This window comes from Streptococcus sp. KHUD_010, from assembly GCF_040207525.1.
In the GTDB taxonomy this organism is placed as follows: Bacteria; Bacillota; Bacilli; order Lactobacillales; family Streptococcaceae; genus Streptococcus; species Streptococcus hominis.
This window is the reverse complement of sequence record NZ_CP157941.1, coordinates 430,105-455,328: the sequence shown is the minus strand read 5'-3', so window position 1 is coordinate 455,328 and position 25,224 is coordinate 430,105. Positions and strand designations below refer to the sequence as shown.

The window sequence follows — 25,224 nt, the reverse complement described above, 5'->3', positions numbered from 1 at the left end:
TTTAAATTCCTTTTTTATACTCAATCGATCCATATTTTTCGGTGATTTTTTTCAACACACGACGCTCACGAGCTCGGTTAATCTGCGTCTTTATTGAATCATGCTCAACCAGTGGCTTAACCAAAATCGAACGAATTCCGGCTCTATGAGCAGCTCGAATGTCAGTCATGAGCTGATCTCCCACCATGACAACTTCATTTTTTTCAAAATGAAATTCTTTCAGCGCCCGATCAATCCCCCAAGTGAATGGTTTCATAGACCAACAGACATAGTCAATTTCAAACTTTTCAACTGCTCGTTTTACTCGTTTTTTAGTGTTATTGGACACCACAATAATCCGAATCCCTGCATCGCGTACATCATGGAGCCACTGCTTCATTTCTGGCGTTCCATCGGGATTGTTCCATGCGATAAGAGTATTATCTAAATCCACCAAAACAGCCTTGATACCGTGTTTTTTTAAACTTTCAACTGTCAAATCGTAAACTGCCTCAATCACAAAATCAGGCATGTAGTTTTCAATTGCCACATTTCTCTCCAAACATTATACTTCTACCTATTTTAACATAAAAAAAGAGTTTTCGCACCCTAGATTTTTTCATCGGTTTTATGTACAATTTGCCAAAAAATGTTTAAAAATGTTATAGTAAGAATAGAGAATTTAACACGGAGGAACTTATGGCAAATACGAGTAAGAAAATGACTGCCGTTTCCCCTTTTTTACAAAAATTTATCAACTGGTCTTCTATTATCGGAGCAGTTGGGACGGTGATTTTCTGTATCTGGGCCTATTATGCTGGCATTTTACAATCCAAAGAAACCCTGTCCGCCTTTATTAAACAGGCTGGATTTTGGGGACCGCCACTCTTTATTTTCCTGCAAATCCTACAGACAGTTGTTCCTATTATTCCTGGAGCTTTGACTTCGGTTGCTGGTGTTTTTATTTATGGTCATATCGTTGGAACCATTTATAATTATGTCGGCATCGTCATCGGCTGTGCTATTATTTTTTATCTGGCGCGTACCTACGGACCAGCTTTTGTCCAATCTGTCGTCAGCAAACGCACCTATGATAAGTACATCGGTTGGCTGGATGAAGACAATCGTTTTGAGCGTTTTTTCATCTTTATGATGATTTGGCCTATCAGCCCAGCTGACTTCCTCTGCATGCTAGCAGCCCTGACGAAGATGTCTTTTAAAAAATACATGATAATTATTGTATTATGCAAACCAATCACACTGGTCATTTATACTTACGGTTTGACGTATATTATTGATTTCTTTTGGCAATTATTTTCAAAATAAAAGGCAGAGCGAAACAAACGGCTCTGTCTTTTTATAAAATGCCTTTTCGTTTTTCCAATATCAAATCTTTTATAGAAATCAAGGCAACTGCTGATAAAATCATGAACATCCCGACAAAATCCAAAAAGTAAAATTGCTCGTGCATTATGAGAAAGGCAAAAAACACAGCCGATATAGGCTCAACAGCTGCTAGAAGGCTAGATTTTATCGGTCCAACCAAACTAGTTCCTTTGAGAAATAGCGTATAGGCGATAATTGTCCCTACTAGGATAATCCCCACTAAAGCCAGATATACTTCCATTGACAACTGCCAATGAAAACGCAAAATACCGCTAAATGGCGTTAAGACAATGCCTGCTAGCATCATGCCCACTCCAATCACTGAAATACTGCTCCACATCTTTATCAGCTGAATCGGAATAAGAATATACAAAGCGTAAGTGAATGCTGCAAACAGTCCCCAGAACAGTCCTGCAGGCGTGACAGATAACTGATTGAGCTGCCCGTGAGTGGCAATCAAAAAAGTACCACCAACCGCTAATATCATAGACAATACTTCTGTCACAGTAGGTGCAACACGGTCTTTGAGACAAGTGTAGGCAAGGATTCCAACCGGACAGACATATTGTAAAACAGTTGCTGTTCCTGCATTGCTTTCATAAATAGACTTTAAATAAGCAAATTGATTGAGCAACAATCCTAATAAAGCAAACAGCGTCAAAGACATCATCGCTTTTTGATCTTTTAGCATTTCAATCAATTTTCTACGATTAGTTAGCAACATATACAATACCAACAGAAGTCCTGCAATTAAAAGTCGAATATTCGTTAAAACTAAAACAGGAAATCCATGCGTCATCAAGTATTGTCCGCTCGTCCCAGACACTCCCCCCATGCAATTCCTGCGACTAAGGTTAAAATGGTGCCTTTTGCTATTTTTGACATATCCTACCCCCAAGCTTTTCCATTCTATGATTATAGCACAAAAAATCAGCCGAAACGACTGATTTTTTTTAGATTTTACAACTTTGCCAATTCTTCATTAAGAAGTTTTTGAGCTACTTGTGGATTGGCTTGACCTCTGGTAGCTTTCATGAGCTGACCGATCAGGGACTTGGCTGCATTCTTGTTGCCACCCTTGTAGTCGTTGATTGCTTTTTCATTATTGGCAAAAACCTCTTGGATGATTGGAAGAAGTTGTGCTGGGTCAGAAATCTGCACTAAGCCAGCTTTTTCAACGTATTCCTTGGCTGAACCACCATTCTTCGCCAAATGAACAAAGACTTTTTTGGCAATTTTAGAGGAAATTGTACCGTCTGCCACCAAACTCAACATTTCAGTCAAGTTGACTGGTGTCAAACCGATTTCTTCAATCGTTTTACCTTCAGCATTGAGGTATTGAGCAACCTCACCTTGGAGCCAGTTTGACACAGATTTTGCGTCTCCGCCCGCTGTTACCGCAGCTTCAAAGAAATCTGAGATATTCTTCGTCGCTGTCAATTGCTTGACATCATAGTCTGACAATCCAAAGTCTGCCTTGTACTTAGCCCGACGTTCTTTTGGAAAGGCTGGTAAATCTGAGCGTACTGCCTCAATCCAGCTGTCATCAATCTCAAAAATTGGTAGGTCTGGCTCCGGGAAGTAACGATAGTCAGCCGAGCCTTCCTTGACCCGCATAAGTAGGGTTTCACCCGTTGCTTCGTCATACCGGCGAGTTTCTTGACGAATTTGACCGCCACTACGCAAAATCTCAGCCTGACGTTTTTCCTCAAAAGCCAAGCCCTTGCGAACAAAATTGAAAGAGTTGAGGTTTTTCAATTCTGTCTTGGTTCCAAATTCTTCTTGACCATAAGGACGGATAGAAATATTTGCATCCACCCGCATGGAGCCTTCCTCCATCTTTACATCGGAAATGCCCGTGTATTGGATAATTTCTTTGAGCGCTGTTAAGTAAGCGTAAGCTTCTTCTGGACTGCGCATGTCAGCTTCTGAGACAATCTCGATCAAAGGCACTCCTTGACGATTAAGGTCAACATAAGAATAACCGTCACTGCCATGGGTATTCTTACCAGCGTCCTCTTCCAAATGAGCCCGCTCAATGCGAATTTTCTTAGTCGTGCCGTCTTCTAGTTCAATCTCAATCCAGCCATTGTAGCCAATTGGCTCGTCAAATTGAGAGATTTGGTAAGCTTTCGGATTGTCTGGATAGAAATAATTCTTGCGGTCAAAGTGCATCTTTTGATGAATGTCCATATTGAGCGCCAGAGCAGCCTTAATACCGTAATCAATAACTCCCTTGTTCATCACCGGCAAGACACCTGGGAAAGACCAGTCAATGATATTGGTGTTGGTATTTGGATCTTCTCCGAAATGAGCCGGTGCTGGTGAGAAAATTTTTGAATTTGTTTTTAATTCAACGTGGACTTCCAGTCCAATAATCGTTTCAAAGTTCATTATTTTTCACCTCCAAAAATGACTGGTTTTTGCTTGTGGTAGTCTGTCGTTGCTTCAAAAGCAGCTGCCACTTGATAAATCGTTTCTTCATCAAAATGATTTCCAATCAATTGCAGACCAACTGGCAAACCGTCCGCAAAGCCTGCTGGAATGGAGATACCAGGAAGCCCTGCCAAATTGACCGGAATTGTCAAAAGATCAGCCAAATACATAGCTACTGGATCATGACTTTGAGTTCCTAAGTCGTAAGCAACCGTCGGTGCAGTTGGTCCTAAAATCAAATCATACTTTTCAAATACCTTGGCAAAATCCTGCATAATGAGCGTCCGAACTTGACCTGCTTTCTTGAAATAAGCATCGTAATAACCAGAAGATAGACTAAATGTTCCCAACATAATCCGGCGCTTCACTTCCTCACCAAAACCTTGGCTACGAGACTTGACATAGACATCTTCTAAGTTCTCAATTTCATCTGCCCGATAGCCATAACGAATCCCATCGAAACGTTGCAAGTTAGAGCTGGCTTCAGAGGAAGCGATGATATAGTAAACCGCTACCCCGTATTTGCTGTGCGGCAGGCTGACTTCTTCAACAATCGCTCCCAGACTTTCCAAATGTTTAGCAGCTGCCAAAATGCGTTCCTTGACTTTTTCATCAATCCCTTCACCCATATATTCTTTTGGAAGAGCAATTTTCAATCCTTTAATATCTTGACCAATCTTGCTAGTGAAATCAGGAACAGTTCGTTGAGAAGAGGTTGAGTCTTTTTTATCATTGCCTGCAATTACGCCCAAAAGCTGAGCGTTTTCTTTGACCGTCTGAGCAAAAGGTCCGATTTGATCCAACGAGCTACCAAAAGCAATGAGCCCAAAGCGAGAAACTCGTCCATAAGTTGGCTTCAGTCCGACCACTCCGTTAAAGGAAGCTGGCTGACGGATCGAGCCACCGGTATCAGAACCTAGAGACAAGCGAACCTGACCAGAAGCAACTGCTGTCGCTGAACCACCAGATGAACCACCGGGAACTTTGGTAGCGTCCCAAGCATTTTTCGTAGTCTTAAAATAAGAATTTTCACTGGAGCCACCCATGGCAAATTCGTCCATATTGGTTTTACCAATGACAATCATATCCTTTTCATAAAGCTTTTCGACACTAGTCGCATCAAAAATTGGTTTATAATTGTAAAGAATTTTTGATGCAGCTGTCGTTAAAATCCCCTTAGTAGAAATATTGTCCTTAACAGCCAGTGGAATCCCGCTCATAAGATTATCTGCATCAATTCCCTTAGCGTCTACTGCCACTGCTTGCGCCAATGCTTCTTCTTCACTAATCGTAATAAAGCTATCAACTGCACTTTCTCGATTCTTAATATCTTCCAGAGTAACTTTCGTCAGCTCAACTGCTGAAAGTTCCTTTTTGACAAGGAGATTATGCAATTCTTCAATTGTTTTTTGGTTTAAAGTCATTAGGCATCTCCTCCGTCATCTAGAATAGCAGGCACTTTGATATAGCCTCGCTCTTTTTCAGGTACATTTTGGAAAAGTTCTTCTCGATTCCAACCTGCAACTGCTACATCTTCACGCATATAGTTGACATTTTCTGCAACATTTGATGTAAAAGGCACGCCAGTTGTATCAACCTCGTTTAACAACTCCACCATGTCCACAATTTTTGACAAAGTTGTCGCAAATTCTGCTGTTTCTTCAGGTGAAAAAGCTAGTTTTGACAGGTTGGCAACATGCGTTACTTCCTCTTGAGTAATTTTCATCTCTGTTTCCTTTCTCTTCTTTTATTTTTCAGCATAACCGAAAAACAGTCATCTTCTTATTTTATCACAAATAGGCTTAGTTCTTCAATTCCAAATGAAGTTCTTTCACTTGACTCGCATCTACTTGGCTGGGACTTTCTAGCATAGGATCAAAACCAGTTCCATTTTTAGGAAAGGCAATGACCTGACGGATATTTTCTTCACCAGCTAAAATCATGACCAGTCGATCCAAGCCCAGTGCTAGACCACCATGCGGCGGGAAACCATAATCAAGCGCTTCTAAGAAAAATCCAAAGTCCCGCTCGTAATCTTCTTTTTCCATGCCCAAGAGTTCAAACATGGCTTCTTGACTCTTTCGATCATGAATCCGCAGGCTACCGCCCCCAATTTCATAACCATTAAGGACAATATCATAGGCATGACTTTTGATTGAAGCTAAATCTTCTTTATTATTTTCAAAAATTCCTTGGGTGAATGGGTGGTGCATGGCTTGATAGCGTTCCTGCTCCTCATTCCACTCTAGCAAAGGCCAATCCAGCACCCAGAGAAAGTTCAGTAAGCTCTGGTCAATTAAATCAAGATATTTTGCCACTTCTAAACGCAAGTGCCCCAAGGCTTCCTGAGCTTGTCTTTTCTTGGCGATGACCAGTAAAAGCAAATCACCGTCTTGCGCTTCCAATCGGTCTATGAATGCAGCTGCTTCTGCTTCAAAAGTTGAAGCCAAATCCCCTTGAAGTTCACCTGCTTCCACTTTAAGACTAGCAAACCTACTAGCTCCAAATTCTTTCATTTCCTGATAGAAATGACTGAGTTGCTTCTTCGTGAAAGAATCCGCAGCATTTGGAACACAGATACCCCATAATTCTTCATGACGAGCAAAAGCCTGTTTGAGCAAAAGAGAGGGATTATCCTGACAGAGATTGGTCAAATTTTTCAATTCCAAACCAAAACGCGTATCCGGTTTATCTGTACCAAAGCGACTCATAGCTTCCTCATAACTGATAGTTGGAAAAGCTTCTGTCAGTTCCAAACCATGAGTTTTCTTGACAACAGCTTTGAGCATCTCTTCTACAAGCATGCGAATGTCTTTTTCACTAGCAAAACTCATTTCCATATCGACCTGAGTAAATTCAGGCTGACGGTCTCCCCGTAGATCCTCATCTCGAAAGCAACGAACAACTTGATAATAACGCTCCAGACCAGCTCCCATTAGGAGTTGCTTCAGCATTTGGGGACTTTGAGGCAAGGCATAAAATTGATTTTTAAAGACGCGGCTAGGAACCAAAAAGTCTCTGGCTCCTTCTGGTGTAGACTTTGTCAAATAAGGTGTCTCCACTTCCAGAAAATCCTTACCGTTCAAGTAGTCACGAATTGTGCTGGTTACTTGATGACGAAGTTTGAGGTTTTCTGTCATCTTACTTCGACGCAAATCCAGATAGCGATATTTCTGCCGCAACTCTTCTCCTGTATGGGCGTGCTGATCGACTTCAAAAGGAAGAGGCTTACTGTTTGCAAGGATTTGAATTGCCTCTGCTCGTAGTTCCACCTGCCCAGACTTGATAGCTTTGTTGACAAAGCGACTTTCTCGCTCGACAACTTCTCCTGTAATAGCAATCACATCTTCCTTATGTAGATGATCAATTTCCGCAAAAGCTGGGCTATCACCTGCGACAAAAACTTGAAGCAGTCCTTCTCGGTCTCGTAGCTCTATAAAAGCCAATTTCCCATGATTTCGGATATTTGCAACCCACCCAGTCGCTGTCATTTTCTGACCAACCTGTTCTAAACCGTAGTTTCCAATAAAAACTTCTTTCATGTTTTCTGCCTCTTTCTAAATTCATTTCAGTTAAATCGTCAACTTGCCGCAAATTACTTATAGAAATCTACGTCCGACACTCCAAATACCTGATTATTATGTATTTTAGGTTTACAGCTTTTGTCCAACGGACAAAATTGCAACCGCTCCTCTAAGTACTAAGAATTATAAGGAACGTAGACTTTACTGCTTAAATCTATGCCCACGGCTCTAAACGCTAAAGCATTAAGAGCTATGGAAAAACGGCTTTCGTCTGTATAAACAGACGAAAGCCGTGGTACCACTGTTATTCGTTGCATTGCAACCTCTGGCTCGTAACGTGAGCAGACGTTTGTGCTTTGATTCACACAAATTATTTACAATGATCTAATAGTTTCAGACAATATCATCCTTTGCCATTAATAGTATAGAAAAAAACCATTTTATCATTGACAGTATGTTCTTCGGATTTTGCTTCCTTGGCGCTACTCTCAGCTTTCAGCACTCTCTGTTCAAGTCAACAAGCCTACTCTACTGCTTTTTTACTTTTAAATTGTTATCTATTATAGTCGAACCTAAAACATTTTGCAAGTGGTTTAGAGCAAATTTATGATTTTCTTCTGAAAGAGAAGCCACAGCCGACTCTACCACCTCAATTTGATACCCCAAATTATAGGCATCAATAGCTGTGTGGAGAACGCAAATATCCGTCAGAACACCAGTCAAAATCACCGTGTCAACTTTTCTTTCTCGCAGACGAATATCCAAATCTGTTCCCGAAAAAGCTGAATAATGCCGTTTATCCATCCAAAAGACGCGAGAATCTGCTTTATGCTCCTGATAGAAATCAGCCAATGATCCATAAAGGTTACGTCCACTAGTTCCCTTGATGTTATGTGGCGGAAAGAGTTTGCTCTCTGGGTGAAAACTATCCCCCTCATCATGGGCATCAATGGCAAAAAAGATATAATCTCCTCGATCAAAAGCAACCTTTGTTACCTGTGCAATGGTTTCAGAAATTGACTGAGCTAGCGCACCTGCTGTTAATTTCCCATCATCCGCTACAAAATCCACCGTATAATCAATCGAAATCAATGCTTTTGTCATCAGTAATCTCTCTTTTTAATCTCTTCAAAGACATCTGGAATAAGGACTTTAAGATAGGTTCCTTTCATTCCTAGAGAGCGACTTTCAATAATACCTGCACTCTCTAGTTTGCGTAGAGCATTGACAATCACTGAGCGAGTAATTCCAATACGATCCGCAATGACCGATGCTGTTAACTGACCTTCATTGCCGTTTAATTCACCCAAAATAGCTGAAACAGCTCGTAATTCTGAATAAGACAAAGTATTCACAGCCATGGTTACCGCTGTTCTGCGACGAATATTTTTTTCATCTTCTTCTCGTTGGAAATTGAGTAACTGAATACCAACCACTGTACTTGCAATTTCTACTAAGATTAGATCATCATCATCAAATTCTTTATCATTGCGCCAAACAATCAAGGTCCCTAAGCGAATCCCTGAAACATGAATAGGCGAAATCGTCGTCAAGCCGTCTGGAAATTCATCTTTGGTTTCGACAGGAAAAATTGACAAATCATGATTGACAGGAAGATTGGCTTCTGTGTCATACATTAAATTCGCTGTGCGAACATATTCTTCTGGGAAGATTTTCGTTTGATAAAATGCTTCCACTCGGTCATTATTCGTCTTGTAGCGCATGAAATACCCCAAAAGACGCCCTTTACTGTTTACAATGCAGGCATTGCAATCCATAATTTCAGCTAACTGCTGGGTAATTGCATTGTAAGGTAATTCATCCTGTAATCGCTCATCTGAACGACGCAAAATAGATGTAATTTTTCGTGTTTTTGCTAATAAGTTTGCCATAATTTACCTCGCATATAATCTTATTGATTATATCATAAAGCGCTTTAATCTTCAACAATTATCTGAAAATTGTTTATTGAGATACAATTGTGTGCAATTAGTTCTGCTAAGTTTATTGCTCTTTTATTTCAGCAACAAAAAAGCAGCCTTTCGGCTGCTCTTCGTCATCTCCGATATTGCCTTAAGAAACGAGTCATCTTCTCTTGAATTTGTGCCAATTCATCTACACGAGGTAGATAAACAATCCGGAAATGATCTGGATCTTTCCAGTTAAAGCCTCGTCCGTGCACCAGCAAAATCTTTTCTTGCTTTAAGAAATCAAGCACGAATTGCTCATCATCGTCCACTCGGTACATTTCTCTGTCAATTTTAGGAAAAATATAGAGCCCCGCTTTAGGTTTGGTTGCTGACAAGCCTGGAATTTCATTGATAGCCTTGTAAATAAAGTTTCGTTGCTCATAAATGCGCCCACTAGGAAGCAGCAATTCATCAACTGATTGATAACCACCAAGCGACGTTTGTACCACATGCTGAGATAAGACGTTTGAGCACAAACGCATATTGGATAGCATGTTTAGCCCTTCAATATAATCTTTCACGTGATATTTAGGACCAGATAACACCATCCACCCGACACGAAAACCCGCGATACGGTGTGATTTAGACAAGCCGTTCATGCTGACACAAAAGAGGTCAGGAGCCAAACTGGCGATAGCCGTATGTTTCTCACCGTCCATCACTAAACGGTCATAAATCTCATCTGCAAAAATAATCAAGTTGTTTTGCCGCGCAACTTCAACAAGTTCTTCCAACACCTCTTTAGGATACAAAGCTCCTGTCGGATTGTTTGGGTTGATAACGACAATAGCCTTTGTATTAGAGGTAATTTTTGATTTAATGTCATTAATATCTGGATACCAATCTGCCGCTTCATCACAAAGATAATGAACTGCATTTCCTCCTGCTAAACTGACCGCTGCGGTCCAGAGTGGATAATCCGGCATAGGTACCAGCACCTCATCACCATTATCTAGCAAACCTTGCATAGACATGACAATCAGCTCGCTGACTCCATTTCCAAGGTAGACATCGTCAATATCAACATTTGGAATATTCTTTAACTGGCAATATTGCATAATAGCTTTCCGAGCAGAAAAAATCCCTTTCGAGTCAGAATACCCCTCGCTATCACGTACATTCATAATCAAGTCATGAATCACCTCATCTGGCGCTGTAAAACCAAACTCAGCTGGGTTTCCTGTGTTTAAACGGAGGATTTTCTCACCGTTTGCGCGCATCCGCATGGCTTCTTCTAAGACGGGACCACGAATATCATAAGCCACATGTTCTAATTTTGTTGATTTATTAAATTCTTTCATCGAATTTTTCCTCATTTCAAAAGAGTAAATTTATTATAACGTAATTTTTCTAAAAAATCTAAAAAACTTCTTGTAAAGTCTGCATGAAAATGCTTTACTTTTTTCATGTAAAGGGTTACAATATAACTAAAGAAAGAATGGAGGTATTCCTATGCTACAAAGATATCAAAACATTATGGTCGCTGTTGACGGTTCTCACGAAGCTGAGCTTGCCTTTGAAAAGGGTGTCAATGTTGCGCTTAGAAATAATTCACGCCTAACAATTGCCCATGTAATTGATACACGTGCCTTGCAAAGCGTTTCTACATTTGATGCAGAAGTCTATGAAGAATTGCAAGAAGATGCAAAGAAACTCATGGATCAATATGCTGAAAAAGCCAAAGAAGCCGGCGTGGGAAATGTTGTCACAGTTGTTGAAATGGGAAATCCGAAAACCCTTCTTGCCACTGATATTCCAGAAGAACAAAAAGTTGATCTCATCATGGTCGGTGCTACCGGGCTCAATGCCTTTGAACGGTTACTGGTTGGTTCCTCATCTGAATACATCTTGCGTCATGCAAAAGTTGACTTACTTGTTGTTCGTGATAAGGAAAAAACATTATAATACAAAGATAGAGAGATTGGCATAAACAAGTCTCTCCTCTTTTTTATTCTTCATTTTTTTCACAATTTCGTTGATAAGCTTGAATTTGACGTTCAAGCTCTTTTTTGATAGCAGGTTCCGGTGCATAATTTTTTTCCCAATCATCTGGTTTTAAAATTTTATGAGTAACTGGGTCAAAGTGCGCTTTACCATCTGGGAAGAGTTTCCCCATATTCGCTTGGTGTACAATTTCAAATAAACGCTCAGGATCTACTCCCATTAACACAAAACTGCCATAGGTAAAATACAACATATCAATCAGTGCATCTACTTGCCCAACTAAAGACATCTCTGCTTTGCTCTTCTTTTTGACTTTTTCAGCAGCTTTGTCCACAGCTTCGTGCAAAGATTGAACAGACTGTTCAAAGACCTCTTCAGAAGGACTAGCTGCCCGCAAAAATTCCACTAATTCTTCTACCTTGAAGCCTGCACGGTGACGAGCACCTTCTGTTGTCCACAGAATAGGTTCTTCCTGCGTGCATTCGTCCATTGTCCCATGAAATTCTTTGACCTTATTAAAATGGTGATCACTACTGATAAAGACTTTTTCACTCGCTAAAATACCAAAGTGTTCCAAAGCTTTATGAATCCCGTCCTGACTATTACTGCTGGTTGTATGTTTTGCAACTTCTTTCACTCGACTGGTTCCATTTCCCATGGCAATAGACATGCCAACACCCGCTAACATCTCAACATCATTATCAGAATCACCGAAAGCCATGACTTGATTGATGTCAAAACCGTATTCTTTTCCGACGAGCTTAATCCCTTCTAACTTTGACATTCCTTGATTGACAATATCTGCCGCAAAAGGACTGCTACGAGTAAATTTTAAATCTGGAAAATCCGCTTCGATAGCTTGTGTTTCTTTTGGTGTTGCCAGCATCAGTACTTGATAAATCGGCTCTTGAATAGATTTCAATAAATTATCCTGCTGTTGAGGAAGTGCCTTACTAATCACATTGTTGAAACTTTTATTGACCAAGTGTGTCATCTTCCTCGGAACAAAGCGACTGGTCCATTGAGAAAACTTGCTCATGCCAAATCTCATGATTTTGGAGCCAACCATTCCTGATTTTGTCCCAAACGAAATTTCTATGTTATGCTGGCGAGCATACTGAATCAAGTGACGCAAACTGGTTTTATCAATTGGCTTAGCAGAAATGACTTTCTCTTTTGAAAAAATATATTGTCCATTATAGGTTACTGCAAAGTCCAAATCCAACTGCTCCATAAAAGATTGAACAAAAAATGGACCCCGACCTGTCGCTAAACCAACTAAAATACCTTGCTGTTTTAAACTATGAATCGCTTGTTCTGTGGATTTCAAGACTGTCCGACTATCATTTACTAACGTCCCATCAATATCAAAAAAGACTGCTTTAATTTCCATTCATTTCTCATCTCTTTCTTTTATGATACAATAATTATAGCATAGATTCAGGAGAAGCTCACTTATGACCAAAAGAATTTTAGTTTTACATACTGGCGGTACTATTTCCATGCAGGCGGACATTACTGGAAAAGTCGTCACAACTGAACACAATCCCATGAACCATGTCACAGTTCCTCTAGAAGGTATTCAAGTGACGGCTCTTGATGTTTTCAATATTCCTAGCCCTCACATAACACCACAGCACATGCTGCAATTGTATCAAAAAATCAAGACAGACGGGAAGTATTTTGACGGGGTTGTCATTACTCATGGAACGGACACTCTGGAAGAAACAGCTTATTTTTTGGATACCATGGAACTTCCAGATATTCCTGTTGTCTTGACCGGTGCCATGCGAAGCTCCAATGAACTAGGAAGTGACGGAGTTTACAATTACTTATCTGCACTTCGTGTAGCAAGTGATGACAAAGCACGTGGAAAAGGCGTTCTGGTGGTTATGAATGATGAAGTCCATGCTGCCAAATACGTGACAAAAACGCATACGACCAATGTCAGCACTTTTCAAACACCAACTCATGGACCACTCGGACTGATTATGAAGCAAGAAATCCTCTATTTCAAAACAGCTGAACCACGCGTTCGTTTTCATTTAGATAAAATTTCTGGATTAGTACCGATTATCCCAGCTTATGCTGGAATGAAAACTGAACTGCTTGATATGCTAGACTTGGAAAAGATAGACGGTCTCATCGTTGAAGGCTTTGGCGCTGGAAATCTACCACAAGAAGTTGCCCAAAAGCTCAGACAACTTGCGAATTCTGGATTGCCAATTGCACTTGTATCACGTTGCTTTAACGGGATTGCAGAGCCAGTTTACGCTTATGAAGGAGGTGGCGTGATGCTTCGTGAAGCAGGAATTATGTTTGTTAAAGAATTAAATGCTCCTAAAGCTCGTATCAAACTTCTCATCGCCCTTAACGCTGGACTTCAAGGGCAGACCTTAAAAAACTACATAGAAGGCTAGGTTCTTACATAGATAAAAAGCCTCGAGTGATTCGAAGCTTCTTAGGATATTTTATGTTTAGGAGATTTATGAAAAAAAGTTTTTAGCTCTTTTGTTTTTTAGTTATTTGCCATATATTTCTGATTCCTTTCCTGTTTTTTTGAATGTTTTGTTATAATTTACTTTAATGTTTACTGTCATTGGACTTACCTCTTTCTTTTTGATGAATTTAGTATAGCCCGAAAAACTTAAAGCAGACTTATAGATTTCTTTCAGAAAACTTAATTTAAAAAACTTCATCCAAATGAAAATGGTGAAGTTTTTTTGTTTTATACATAATGATAGACCAAAATCAATCCAAATAATCCTGTTGTTCCAAATGAAGTACTACGATATGCCAGTCTGCATTCGTTCGCCAATCAGGAGTGGACACAATTTGACTGGCGACCTTTCTGGCCTCTTCTAAAATTGGATAATCCTCCAAAATATCCGCTACCTGAAATTCCGGCAAACCAGACTGACGAGTGCCAAAGATTTCACCAGAACCACGCATTTTCAAATCTTCCTCAGCTAAGACAAAACCGTCAGTTGTTTCCGTCATGATTTTCATGCGTTTCTTGCCAGATTCCGTCTTGGGATTAGCCACGAGAACCGCATAAGACTGCTTATTCCCACGACCTACTCGACCACGTAACTGATGAAGCTGACTGAGCCCAAATCGATCCGCATCCATGATTAGCATGACCGTAGCATTGGGCACATTGACACCGACTTCAATAACAGTCGTGGAAACCAAAATGTCCGTTTTCCCTTCCTTAAAATCCTGCATAATGGCATCTTTTTCATCGCTCTTCATTTTACCGTGTAGTAGTGCTACATGAGCTTTGTCACCGAAATAAGCCTTTAGTTCCTCTTCCAAAGCAATCGCATTTTTCAGATCCAGCGCTTCTGACTCCTCAATCAAAGGAGAGATGACATAGACTTGAGCACCTCGTTGCAGCTCTTTTATCAACCAATCCAGAACTACTTCCAGCTGCTCATGCTTGACCCAACGGGTGATGATTGGCTTACGTCCTGCTGGCATTTGATCAATAATGGACACATCCATATCGCCAAAAGCAGTAATAGCAAGCGTTCTAGGAATGGGCGTTGCAGTCATCATGAGGACATCAGGATTATTTCCTTTTTCTCGCAAAATTCGCCTCTGCCCCACTCCAAAGCGGTGCTGTTCATCAATAATCACCAGACCGAGCTGATGATATATCACACTTTCTTGAATCAAAGCATGAGTGCCGACAATCATATCCACCTGACCAACCTCAATAGCTTCTAGTGCCGGTCTGCGTTCTGCTGGCTTCATTCCTCCTGTCAACAGAATTATCTGCAGTTCAGGAAAAAGTTGGCTCAAGCTATCAAAGTGCTGCTCTGCCAAGATTTCAGTCGGTACCATGAGAGCAGATTGCAAACCAGCTGTATAAGTAGCATACATAGCTAAACCTGCAACCACTGTCTTTCCGCTTCCGACATCTCCCTGCAAGAGCCGGTTCATGTGAGCTGGCGATTTCATATCCTGTAAAATCTCGTTTAGACTGCGCTCTTGAGCAGCCGTCAGCTCAAAAGGTAGAGTAGCTTTTTTCTTTTCTAGCAAGTCTGCCTGCCAAGGAATAATTAAGCCCTGACTAACATCTTTTGTTTCACATTTGAGAACCTGCAATTGCATTTGAAAGTAAAAAAGCTCTTCAAACTTGACCCGACGCAAAGCCTGCTTGTACTCTGCCAAATCCCTTGGACAATGCATCGCTCGCACTGCCTGATTCCGTCCTAGCAACTGATAGCGTTCTAACAATACTTGGGGCAAATTTTCCTCTAAGAGCAATTCCAACCCCTGATCAAAGGCTGTCTTAATGACCTTCACCAAACTAGCTTGACTAATCCCTTGAGCCACCCGATAAACAGGCTGCAAATCATCTTCTACTTGTGCTAGAATTTTCATCCCGGTCAAACTAGCCTTTGCCTTATCCCATTTTCCGAAAATAGCAATGGTTGAGCCAACCTCCACCTTGTCTGCTAGATAAGGTTGATTAAAGAAGTTGACTGCAAGTACCACCTCTCCCTGCTTTATGGTAAAACGCAGGCGATTGCGCTTGTAGCCATAGTACTGGACATTTGCTGGTGTAGCCACCACCCCTGAAATAACTGCCTTTTCACCATCTTCCAGTTCTAACACATTCTTACTTTTAAAATCTTCATAGCGAAATGGAAAATAGAGCAGCAAATCTTGCAGGCTTTCAATTCCCAGCTTAGTAAATTTTTCAGCAGATTTCGGTCCTACACCCGGCAGAACCGTTAAAGGTTGGTGTAAATTCATAATTCCTCTTTCAGTTCTGTTTCTTAAGAGTTTGTAAAAGCAGATTGGAATAACCATGCTGAAAATAGCTTTCTAGATTTTTCTAACTGCTTTTTAGTTTCAATCAATTTTTATAAACTCTAGGCACACGATCACTAATCAAGCAAACCACCTCGTAGTTGATTGTTCCTCGTTTTTCTGCTACATCTGTTGCCGAAATAGATTTTTTACTGCTTTCTCCAATAAAAACGACAGGTGTACCAATAGGATAAGCTTTAGGTAGACGAACAGTAATCTGATCCATAGACACACGCCCAACAATAGGACAAGGTTGCCCGTCAATCAAAACATTAAAACCTTGCATATCTCGCGTCCAACCGTCTGCATATCCTAACGGGATCGTTCCAATATACTGCGAATTTTCACTTGTATAAGTAGCTCCATATCCCACATCTGCCCCTGCTTCCAGCTGCTTGACATGAACTAATTCCGACACCAGAGAAAGAGCCGGCTTCATTTCATAAGGAAGCTGCAAGGTACGACCGCTAGGATTGAGACCATAGATAATATCACCCAGACGCACCGCTTTCATCACAGTCTCTGCATGCCAAAGAGTCGTTGCAGAATTACTAGCGTGAACAATCGGTGGAACGGTTTCTAATTGCTCTAAAATTTCTTTAAAATGTGCCAACTGTGCCTCAAATTTATGGGTATCTGCTTCATCAGCTGTCGCAAAATGGGTGAAGATGCCTTCTACCTGAGCACCCGCTTTTTCCAAACGATGAATGGCTTCTTGAGCGTCTTGACTATCTCGAAAACCAATCCGTCCCATCCCAGAATCAATTTTTATGTGAACAACCAAGCTAGCTACATCTATATTTGACTTCAAGAGCAAATCAATCCATTCTAAACTAGCAACCGTACAGGTCACTTTGCGCTCAATTGCCAATGAAATGGCATGAATATCTGACACTCCTAATACCAAAATCTTTTTCGTAATGCCAGCATCACGCAACTCTACAGCTTCATCAATATTGGAAACACAAAAGCCATCTACAATGGACTCAATATAGCGTGTAACAGCAACCGCACCGTGACCATAAGCATCTGCCTTCACCACAGCCCACTTTTCCACATCGTTTGGAATGTGGGCAGCAATTTGCTTAATATTAAAGCTGATAGCAGCTAAATCAACAACGGCCTTAGTAGGTCGATGATTACTCGTTTTCATGATGTTCCTCCAAAATAACACTAGCTGTAACAATATTTCCTGCATGGCTGAGCGACACCCAGACCTTGCCAGAAAAAGGCGATTTGGTAAAAACGGGCGCTCCCTTTTCATCGTTTAAAATTTCTAAATCCTGAAAAGTGACACAGCCAATACCAGTCCCCCACGCTTTAGAAAAAGCCTCTTTAGCAGACCAACGTCCCGCCAAATATTCCATTTTTCGCTTGCCCGTCAGCTTTTCAAATCGGTCAAATTCTGCGGCTGTCAAAACCTTTTGGGCAAAGCGAGCATTTTTTTCGTAAACTTTTTGAATAGAAGAAATTTCCTCTATATCAATACCATGTCCTTTAATCATCTTTTTAAAAAGAGGCTGGGACAAACGTGTGCCAGACTCAGTTACTTTCTAAAATAAAACTTAATGCGCTAATACTATCAGATTTTACAAATCCACTCCCCATCTTTTTTATTTTTTATTTTTAGAAGATAGGGTAGTATAAATTTCCTTGACCAGTCTGACTGTATTATCCCAACCCAGACAAGGGTCTGTAATGGATTTTCCAAATACTTCAGGCTCGTTTTGACGACCGTCTTCTAAGTAAGACTCAATCATAAATCCGCGTACAACTTTTTTGATTTTTTCATTCCAATCACGATTGATTAAGGTTTGACGGACAATCCGCACCTGCTCTAAATACTGCTTACCAGAATTATCATGATTGGTATCAATGATGATAAAAGGATTTTCCAAGCCCATTTTTTCATATTGGTCAATCGTGTCTAGCAAATTATCATAGTAATAATTTGGAATGTTTTTTCCATACTCATCAAGTCCACCACGCAGAATAGCATGTGCCAGAGGATTCCCTGAAGTTTCTACTTCCTTACCAGCAAACAAAAAACTTTGCTTGTTTTGCGCTGCGTAAATCCCGTTAAACATGACATTGAGATTTCCAGACGTAGGATTTTTCAAACCAGTCGCAACATCAGCTCCACTCGCTACAAAACGGTGTTGCTGATCTTCCACAGAACGCGCCCCAACAGCCATATATGAAATCAAATCATCTACCAACGGAAGATTTTCTGGATAGAGCATTTCATCGGCTGTCGTCATTCCTGTCTCCGTAATGACACGATAATGCAAATTCCGAACAGCCTTAATCCCGTTGATTAGGCTTGGAGCAGCCTTAGCATTCGGTTGATGAATCAATCCTTTATAACCATCGCCATTAGTACGAGGTTTTGCCGTATAAACACGCATGACCATGAAAATACGGTCTTTCACCTCTTCTTGGAGGGTAGATAAACGTTTTGCGTATTCCAGAACAGCAGCCTCATTATCAGAAGAACATGGACCAATAACCAACAGAATGCGGTCATCCTCTCCACGAATAATCGCATTTAACTCGCGATCTCGTGCCTCTTTTTTAGCTAAAGCCTCTCCTTCCAACTTTGATAAATTGCGAACCTTTGCTACATCAATTGGCTCGCTAGTTACCTTAAATGTCATAATCTTCCCCTCTTTACACTACTTATCTGTGACGTCCATGACAATTTTTAAACTTCTTACCAGAACCACATGGACATAAGTCATTGCGCTTCACTTTTGTCAAATCAATATCGCTAGGCAAGCCAGAGTGTTGTGCTGCAATATTGCGTGTCGCTGTTGTGCTGATATGATACTCCGTACGTGGACGTTCTTGCTCGTGAATTTGAGCCTTCATCATCAAACGCGTCACATCAAATTCGATCGAACCAATCATGTCATTAAACATACGGAAACTTTCAGCTTGGTATTCAACGACTGGGTTATTTTGAGCATAACCACGAAGTCCAACTGCGTTCCGAAGTTGATCCAAAGCATCGATATGATCAGTCCATTTGCTATCTACAACGCGTAAAATCAGAACTTTTTGGAATTCTCTGACGGACTCTTCATCGCGAAGTTTCTCCACTTGACTATCGTAAATCTCCAAGGCACGTTTGTATAAATCTGCCTTGATATCTTCATCAGACAAGCCTTCTAAATCTGCGATTTCAATAGATTCTTCTGGAACAAGATTGTATTTTGCAAAATTAACAATTGCTTCTAATTTTTCATCTTGTTCTGCACGACTGTTGCCATCCACAAAACGGTTGATTGTTCGCTTCATCATGGCATGAATTTCCGGTGCCAAATCACGATCAGCCGTAATGACATCATAACGCTGCGCATAGATAATTTCACGTTGCTCACGCATAACATCATCATATTGAAGGACTTGTTTACGTGTATCATAGTTGTTCCCTTCAACACGCTTTTGAGCTCCTTCTACTTGACGCGTCAGCATACGAGATTTGATGACAGACTCTTCTTCGCTGAGGTTCATGCGATCCAAAACAGCTTTAATCCGTTCCGATCCAAAGCGACGCATAAGTTCATCTTCAAGTGATAGATAGAATTGTGATTCACCAGGATCTCCTTGACGACCTGAACGACCACGAAGTTGATTATCAATACGACGGCTTTCATGGCGCTCTGTACCAATAACACAAAGTCCACCAAGCTCACGAACACCTTCACCAAGCTTAATATCCGTACCACGACCGGCCATATTGGTTGCAATCGTTACAGCACCTCGCTGACCAGCATTCATAATGATTTGCGCTTCTTTATAGTGATTTTTCGCATTCAATACTTCATGAGGAACTCCAGCTTCGACTAATTTTTTAGAAATATAATCACTTGTTTCAACTGCGACTGTCCCTACAAGAACAGGTTGTCCTTTTTCATGACGAGCTTTCACATCCTCAACAACCGCTTTAAATTTAGACTCAATACTTGGATAAAGAAGATCTGGATAGTCAATACGAGCTACTGGACGATTTGTCGGAATCGGACTGACCCGCATATTATAAGTTTCTCGGAATTCTTCCTCTTCTGTCTTAGCTGTCCCTGTCATCCCTGATAATTTCTTATACATACGGAATAGATTTTGGTAAGTGATAGAAGCCGAAGTCTTTGTTTCATCCTGAATTGGCACACCTTCTTTGGCTTCAATTGCTTGGTGAAGTCCGTCTGAATAGCGGCGACCTTCCATTGTACGACCTGTAAATTGATCCACAATCAAAATTTCTTGCTCTTCACTCACCACATAGTCAATATCTAACAGCATGATATAGTTTGCACGAAGGGCATTGTCAATAAAGTGAGTCAGTGCTACATTTTCAATATCATACAAGTTTTCTAACTTGAAGTAGCTTTCTGCTTTATCAATCCCAGAGTCAGAAAGTCCAATGGTTTTAGACTGCACATCAATGATGTAGTCATCTTTATTAAGAGACTTCACAAAGCTATCCGCCATGTGATAAAGTTGGTTCGTATCAGACGAAGTTGGTCCTGACACAATCAAAGGCGTACGAGCTTCGTCAATCAAAATGGAGTCTACTTCGTCAACCAAAGCGTAGTTGAGCGGGCGTTGCACCATGTTTTCAGCGCGCACTACCATGTTGTCACGCAAATAGTCAAAACCAATCTCTGCATTGGTTGAATACGTGATATCACATTCATAGGCCTCTTTTTTCTCTGCGGATGACTTCGCAGCAAGATTGATACCGACAGAAAGCCCCAACCAAGAGTACAGTTCCCCCATTTCCGTTGCGTCACGCTCTGTCAGATATTCATTTACTGTGACAACGTGAACCCCTTTTCCAGACAAGGCGTTCAGATAAACTGGCATAGTCGCTGTCAGGGTTTTTCCCTCCCCTGTACGCATTTCTGGAACATCTCCATGGTGTAAGACAATCCCACCCATAATCTGTACTGGGTAAGGAAAAAGTCCTAACACACGCTTTGCACCTTCACGAACAACCGCAAAAGCTTCATAAAGCAAGTCATCTAATGACTCGCCATTTTGATACCGTTGCTTAAATTCATCCGTCTTTGCTTTCAAAGCTTCATCTGACAAAGCAGCCATTTCATCTTCATACGCCATGACTTTCTTTGCCATTTTTTCTAATCTTCTTAATTCACCTTTATCATTTTCGATAATTCTTCTTAAAATATTCGCCATTTTTTTCCTTACTTGTTATAATTCTTATTTTAAAATGTTCTTTTCATTATAGCATTTTTCACTATATCTTTCAAGAAAATAAAAGGACTAAAACGGCAGTTCCATTCAAAACTACCGTTTTATGTTCTTACTCTTTTAAGTGATAAGAATAACTGGCCACAACGACATTTTCATGCCATCTGAGAAAATATTTCAATTTCAAGCTCATTTGATTGTGCAGCATATTTTGCCAGCTATGATTTGGGATAAATTGCGGTACCAGCACTGTTACGGTATAACCTTTCTTCTGCGCACCACGAGCGATTTTTGTCACATACTGTACGGTTGGTCTGATGATATTACGGTAGCTTGTTTCCACATTTACAAATTGAATATCCGGAAAATATTGTTTAAATTCACTTGCTACTTCTTCATCTTTTTCTTGTGTTTCTTTGGTAGATACGTGCATGGCAATCACCTCATCACCGATACTACGGGCATAATTCATTGCACCAACACTAACGCGTGTGACATTCCCGACAAGCACCAAAACCAGATTTCCTGCATAGTCTACGCGTTCAATTTCTTCATTCAAACGTAGCTGTTTCGCCACTTTATTGTAATGATTTTTAATGCTCAGGAAAATCCATAATAAAACGATGATAATCGGGAAGAATGGCCAGATATCTCGCAAACGAAAAAGTAGCAAAATCGCTACAATGGTGTAACAAATCGCAGCGCCTAAAATATTTGCTACTGAATATTTTAAGAAATGTTTTCCGTACTGCTTATGCCAATGCACAACCATTCCCGTTTGAGAAAGAGCAAAAGGCACAAACACACCAATGGTATAAAGCGGAATGAGCCGTTCAGTGTTTCCGTTGAAAATAAGCAACAGAAGAATAGCACCGATAGCTAAGGTCAAAATCCCGTTTGAATAACCAAGGCGTGCTCCTTTTTCCATATACATGTGTGGCATATATTTATTTTTTGCCATATTGTAGGACAACATAGGAAAGGCTGAAAAGCCTGTATTAGCTGCTACAGCAAGGATGAGAGCTGTTGATAATTGGAAAATATAAAATAGAAGTCGTCCAACAGGTGAATTTCCCAAAATAGCTTGCGCCATTTGAGCGAGCGTTGTAACACCTTTTACCGGAACGATTCCAATCCAGTAATTCAAAAAGGTAATGCCAGCAAACATGAAACCTAAAATGGCTGCCATAATTGCCAAGGTTTTCGCTGCATTTTCAGCTTTGGGTGTTTTGAAAAATGGTACAGAATTTGAAATGGCTTCCACACCTGTCAGAGAAGCCGAACCACTCGTGAAAGCGCGTAGCAGGAGCACTAAGCTGACACCTGAAATAGATTTTCCGATAGGAGCTGTTGCATGGTAGGATAAGTTCCCCAGTAATAATTGCAATAAACCAAAGCCAATCAAGAAAACAGTACTTGCAATAAACAAGTAGACTGGTATCATCAGAGAAACCGCAGATTCTCGCAGTCCGCGTAAGTTCATTAGCATTAAAACCAACACTAAAATAATCGAAATGTGCAAATTGTACGGATGCAAAGCAGGAATTGCTGACGTAATCGCATCCGCCCCAGACGAAACAGATACCGCTACTGTCAACATATAATCAACTAGCAAACTACCACCTGAAACTAGACCAGCTTTAGGGGAAAGATTTTCCGTTGTGACCATATAAGCCCCACCGCCTTGTGGGTAAGCATGAATCACCTGACGATATGAAATGGTTAAACTAGCCAGCAAAATCAGCACCACAATACCGATTGGCAAAGACCACCAAATTGCACCAGCAGATACGGATACCAAAACCAAAACAACTTGTTCAGGACCATAGGCAATCGAAGACAGAGCATCGCTTGACAGCATAGCCAAGGCTTGTAGCTTAGTTAGTAAATTCCCTTCATCTCCCTCATCGCTTGATTTTAAAGGTCGACCAATAAAAATATTCTTCAACTTGGAAAACATCTTTTTCTCCTAAATTTTCAATATCAGCTATTATAACGCTTTTCTGAAATAGTATCAACGTTTTCTGAAAATGACATCATTTCTTAATATAACTGACAATTCCTGCAAAAATATAAGGATTATACAGATAGGGTTGTTTCACAGATACCTTTAAAAATCTGTAGAACAGTAGAGAACTACGCCATAATGCTTTACCTTATGATAAAAGAGGTCAAGGACTTTTCCTCAACCTCTGATGTTCTATAAAAGCTATTACGGATGACTAACAATCATTTCAAGGTCTTGCCCTTCGAATGTCCACTCTTCCACATCGCTTGGCAGGATAAAATGGTCTCCTTTTGCGATTGGATACGTTTCTCCATCTACGGTCAGCACACCTCGCCCTGCTAGCACACTTACTAGTAAATAAGCAGCTGTTTTCTTGATATCCACTTTTCCTGATACTTCCCATTTGTAAACAGCAAAGAAATCACTAGCTACTAAAAGCGTTGACGTCAAATCATCTGCTTTCAGCGTAACTGGGCGGCTATTGGCTGGCGCACCGATATTGAGCACATCAATGGACTTTTCCAAATGCAGCTCGCGCAGATTGCCTTTAGCATCTTTTCGGTCAAAGTCGTAGACACGATAGGTAGTGTCGCTAGACTGTTGCGTTTCTAAAATCAAAATACCTGAGCCAATCGCGTGCATAGTACCACTTGGAACATAGAAAAAATCTCCAGCCTTGACTGGCACTTTGGTTAAGAGCTTGTCCCATTCTTTCTTTTCAATCTGCTGGCGTAATTCTTCTCGTGATTTGGCATTGTGCCCGTAGATAATTTCTGCTCCTTCATCTGCAGCAATCACATACCAGCACTCCGTTTTTCCTAATTCTCCTTCGTGCTCCATAGCATAATGATCATCTGGATGAACCTGAACACTCAACCAATCATTAGCGTCCAAAATTTTGGTTAAAAGCGGAAAAACAGGCTCACTACTATTACCAAATAACTCTCGATGCTCTGCATAGAGCTGATCTAAGCCCGTACCAGCAAAACGACCATTTTTGATCGTTGATACACCATGCGGGTGAGCCGAAATCGCCCAGTATTCGCCTACTTTGTCACTGGGAATTTCATAGCCAAATTCGTCTCGTAGTTTCGTTCCACCCCAAATTTTTTCCTGCATAACAGATTGTAAAAATAATGGTTCTGACATCATTGCCTCCTTTTCATTGTACAAATAATGACTTAAATATTTTTAACATCTAAAAGAGAATATCCTCTCGTGTCAAAGCGATTGCGACTTCTCGAATATTCAATCGGACGTCCATTTTCCAGATAAACAACTTGCTCCACCTGTAAAATCGGGTCTGTTTCTTGGCAAGCTAAATAGGTCTGGTCATATTCATCTGGCTTTTCAGCTGTAATATGGCGATAACTTCCAGCAAATTTTAAGTTTAACTCATCCCATAGATAAGCATAGATAGACTGAAGCAAAATCTCCTCATTCAATCCTGGTACCAAGTCACACGGCATATACGTGTGTTCCAACACATAAGGTTGCTCATCCAACAGACGCAAACGTATGATTTTGTAAACCGGTGCCGTTACTTCCACTTGCAGGCGCTCTGCAAGATCAGCTTCTGGAAATTCAACTGCAAATTGAATAATCTGGCTCGTTAATTTTCGCTCATCATTTTTTAAATCTTGACTCAAGCCATTGTAGTTATTCAAGCGAAATTTTGAATCTTCTTTATCCCAAAAGGAGGAATTTAACACTCTCGTTCCATTTCCTTGTTTAGAAAAAATGAGTCCTTCAATGGTTAAAATCTCAACGGCTTTTTTGATGGTCATTCGGCTGACGCCAAATTCTTTTGATAATTCGGACTGAATAGGCAACATGGAGTCTACTGGGTAGACTCCACTTGCAATTCTATCTCGAAGTATATTGGCGATTTCTTCGTATTTAGGCATAAGATAGCTCCTGCAAATCTGTCTTTCATCTC

General features: G+C 40.6%; 20 protein-coding genes and 1 pseudogene. 3 read left to right on the top strand and 18 right to left on the bottom strand.

Annotation, left to right across the window (positions count from 1 at the left end; all coding sequences use genetic code 11):
- Position 1: 1 nt before the first annotated feature.
- On the bottom strand, positions 2-529 hold the full coding sequence (locus tag ABKA15_RS02200; RefSeq protein WP_049514115.1) for a YqeG family HAD IIIA-type phosphatase: 528 nt from the start codon (positions 527-529) through the stop codon (positions 2-4).
- Between the two features lie 149 nt (positions 530-678).
- On the opposite strand from ABKA15_RS02200, the gene ABKA15_RS02195 reads away from it, so the two are divergent.
- Positions 679-1,305: a TVP38/TMEM64 family protein gene (locus ABKA15_RS02195; RefSeq protein ID WP_049514116.1), complete on the top strand. Its 627-nt coding sequence runs from the start codon at positions 679-681 to the stop codon at positions 1,303-1,305.
- A gap of 31 nt (positions 1,306-1,336) precedes the next feature.
- On the opposite strand, the pseudogene ABKA15_RS02190 reads toward ABKA15_RS02195, so the two are convergent.
- From ABKA15_RS02190 to ABKA15_RS02155, 8 genes and pseudogenes are all read right to left on the bottom strand, one after another.
- Positions 1,337-2,250: pseudogene (locus ABKA15_RS02190) on the bottom strand (DMT family transporter).
- A gap of 75 nt (positions 2,251-2,325) precedes the next feature.
- Positions 2,326-3,759 (bottom strand): Asp-tRNA(Asn)/Glu-tRNA(Gln) amidotransferase subunit GatB, encoded by a 1,434-nt coding sequence (gene gatB / locus ABKA15_RS02185; protein WP_049514117.1) that lies wholly within the window; start codon positions 3,757-3,759, stop codon positions 2,326-2,328.
- The gene (gatA, locus tag ABKA15_RS02180; RefSeq protein ID WP_049514120.1) at positions 3,759-5,225 is read right to left on the bottom strand and encodes an Asp-tRNA(Asn)/Glu-tRNA(Gln) amidotransferase subunit GatA; all 1,467 of its coding nucleotides are present in this window, start codon (positions 5,223-5,225) and stop codon (positions 3,759-3,761) included. Before gatA ends, gatB begins: the two co-directional genes overlap by 1 nt.
- Positions 5,225-5,527 (bottom strand): Asp-tRNA(Asn)/Glu-tRNA(Gln) amidotransferase subunit GatC, encoded by a 303-nt coding sequence (gatC, locus tag ABKA15_RS02175; RefSeq protein WP_003028817.1) that lies wholly within the window; start codon positions 5,525-5,527, stop codon positions 5,225-5,227. The genes gatA and gatC overlap by 1 nt, the downstream gene beginning before the upstream one ends.
- A gap of 76 nt (positions 5,528-5,603) precedes the next feature.
- Positions 5,604-7,343: an aspartate--tRNA ligase gene (gene aspS, locus ABKA15_RS02170; RefSeq protein ID WP_049514121.1), complete on the bottom strand. Its 1,740-nt coding sequence runs from the start codon at positions 7,341-7,343 to the stop codon at positions 5,604-5,606.
- A gap of 510 nt (positions 7,344-7,853) precedes the next feature.
- Positions 7,854-8,429: an isochorismatase family cysteine hydrolase gene (locus ABKA15_RS02165; protein ID WP_049514123.1), complete on the bottom strand. Its 576-nt coding sequence runs from the start codon at positions 8,427-8,429 to the stop codon at positions 7,854-7,856.
- Positions 8,429-9,217 (bottom strand): GTP-sensing pleiotropic transcriptional regulator CodY, encoded by a 789-nt coding sequence (gene codY, locus ABKA15_RS02160; RefSeq protein ID WP_003028802.1) that lies wholly within the window; start codon positions 9,215-9,217, stop codon positions 8,429-8,431. Before codY ends, ABKA15_RS02165 begins: the two co-directional genes overlap by 1 nt.
- Before the next feature lie 164 nt (positions 9,218-9,381).
- A complete protein-coding gene (locus ABKA15_RS02155) occupies positions 9,382-10,596 on the bottom strand; it encodes a pyridoxal phosphate-dependent aminotransferase (RefSeq protein WP_049514125.1) in 1,215 nt (404 codons plus the stop codon).
- A gap of 151 nt (positions 10,597-10,747) precedes the next feature.
- Between ABKA15_RS02155 and ABKA15_RS02150 the strand changes: the two genes are divergently transcribed.
- Positions 10,748-11,200, top strand: a complete 453-nt coding sequence (locus ABKA15_RS02150; protein WP_003028799.1) for a universal stress protein — start codon at positions 10,748-10,750, stop codon at positions 11,198-11,200.
- A gap of 43 nt (positions 11,201-11,243) precedes the next feature.
- Here ABKA15_RS02150 and ABKA15_RS02145 read toward each other — a convergent pair whose 3' ends face one another.
- Positions 11,244-12,632 (bottom strand): Cof-type HAD-IIB family hydrolase, encoded by a 1,389-nt coding sequence (locus tag ABKA15_RS02145; protein WP_049514127.1) that lies wholly within the window; start codon positions 12,630-12,632, stop codon positions 11,244-11,246.
- A 64-nt stretch (positions 12,633-12,696) separates the two neighbouring features.
- Here ABKA15_RS02145 and ABKA15_RS02140 point away from each other — a divergent pair, with 64 nt between their 5' ends.
- Positions 12,697-13,659, top strand: coding sequence for an asparaginase (locus ABKA15_RS02140; protein ID WP_049514128.1), 963 nt, complete (start codon positions 12,697-12,699; stop codon positions 13,657-13,659).
- Between the two features lie 331 nt (positions 13,660-13,990).
- Here ABKA15_RS02140 and recG read toward each other — a convergent pair whose 3' ends face one another.
- The 8 genes from recG to ABKA15_RS02100 form a co-directional block, all read right to left on the bottom strand.
- Complete coding sequence (recG, locus tag ABKA15_RS02135) at positions 13,991-16,006, bottom strand: ATP-dependent DNA helicase RecG (protein ID WP_350015372.1); 2,016 nt, start codon at positions 16,004-16,006, stop codon at positions 13,991-13,993.
- A 103-nt stretch (positions 16,007-16,109) separates the two neighbouring features.
- Entirely contained in the window at positions 16,110-17,216 is a 1,107-nt protein-coding gene (gene alr / locus ABKA15_RS02130) for an alanine racemase (RefSeq protein ID WP_049514131.1), read from the bottom strand.
- Entirely contained in the window at positions 17,203-17,568 is a 366-nt protein-coding gene (gene acpS, locus ABKA15_RS02125; RefSeq protein WP_003039726.1) for a holo-ACP synthase, read from the bottom strand. The genes alr and acpS overlap by 14 nt, the downstream gene beginning before the upstream one ends.
- A 108-nt stretch (positions 17,569-17,676) precedes the next feature.
- Positions 17,677-18,720, bottom strand: coding sequence for a 3-deoxy-7-phosphoheptulonate synthase (locus tag ABKA15_RS02120; RefSeq protein ID WP_049514134.1), 1,044 nt, complete (start codon positions 18,718-18,720; stop codon positions 17,677-17,679).
- A gap of 22 nt (positions 18,721-18,742) precedes the next feature.
- Positions 18,743-21,262, bottom strand: coding sequence for a preprotein translocase subunit SecA (gene secA, locus ABKA15_RS02115; protein ID WP_350015371.1), 2,520 nt, complete (start codon positions 21,260-21,262; stop codon positions 18,743-18,745).
- Positions 21,263-21,389: 127 nt separating this feature from the next.
- A complete protein-coding gene (locus tag ABKA15_RS02110) occupies positions 21,390-23,237 on the bottom strand; it encodes an APC family permease (protein WP_049514138.1) in 1,848 nt (615 codons plus the stop codon).
- Between the two features lie 252 nt (positions 23,238-23,489).
- On the bottom strand, positions 23,490-24,434 hold the full coding sequence (gene manA, locus ABKA15_RS02105; protein WP_049514140.1) for a mannose-6-phosphate isomerase, class I: 945 nt from the start codon (positions 24,432-24,434) through the stop codon (positions 23,490-23,492).
- Positions 24,435-24,466: 32 nt separating this feature from the next.
- Positions 24,467-25,192 (bottom strand): GntR family transcriptional regulator, encoded by a 726-nt coding sequence (locus ABKA15_RS02100; RefSeq protein ID WP_049514142.1) that lies wholly within the window; start codon positions 25,190-25,192, stop codon positions 24,467-24,469.
- Positions 25,193-25,224 lie beyond the last annotated feature (32 nt).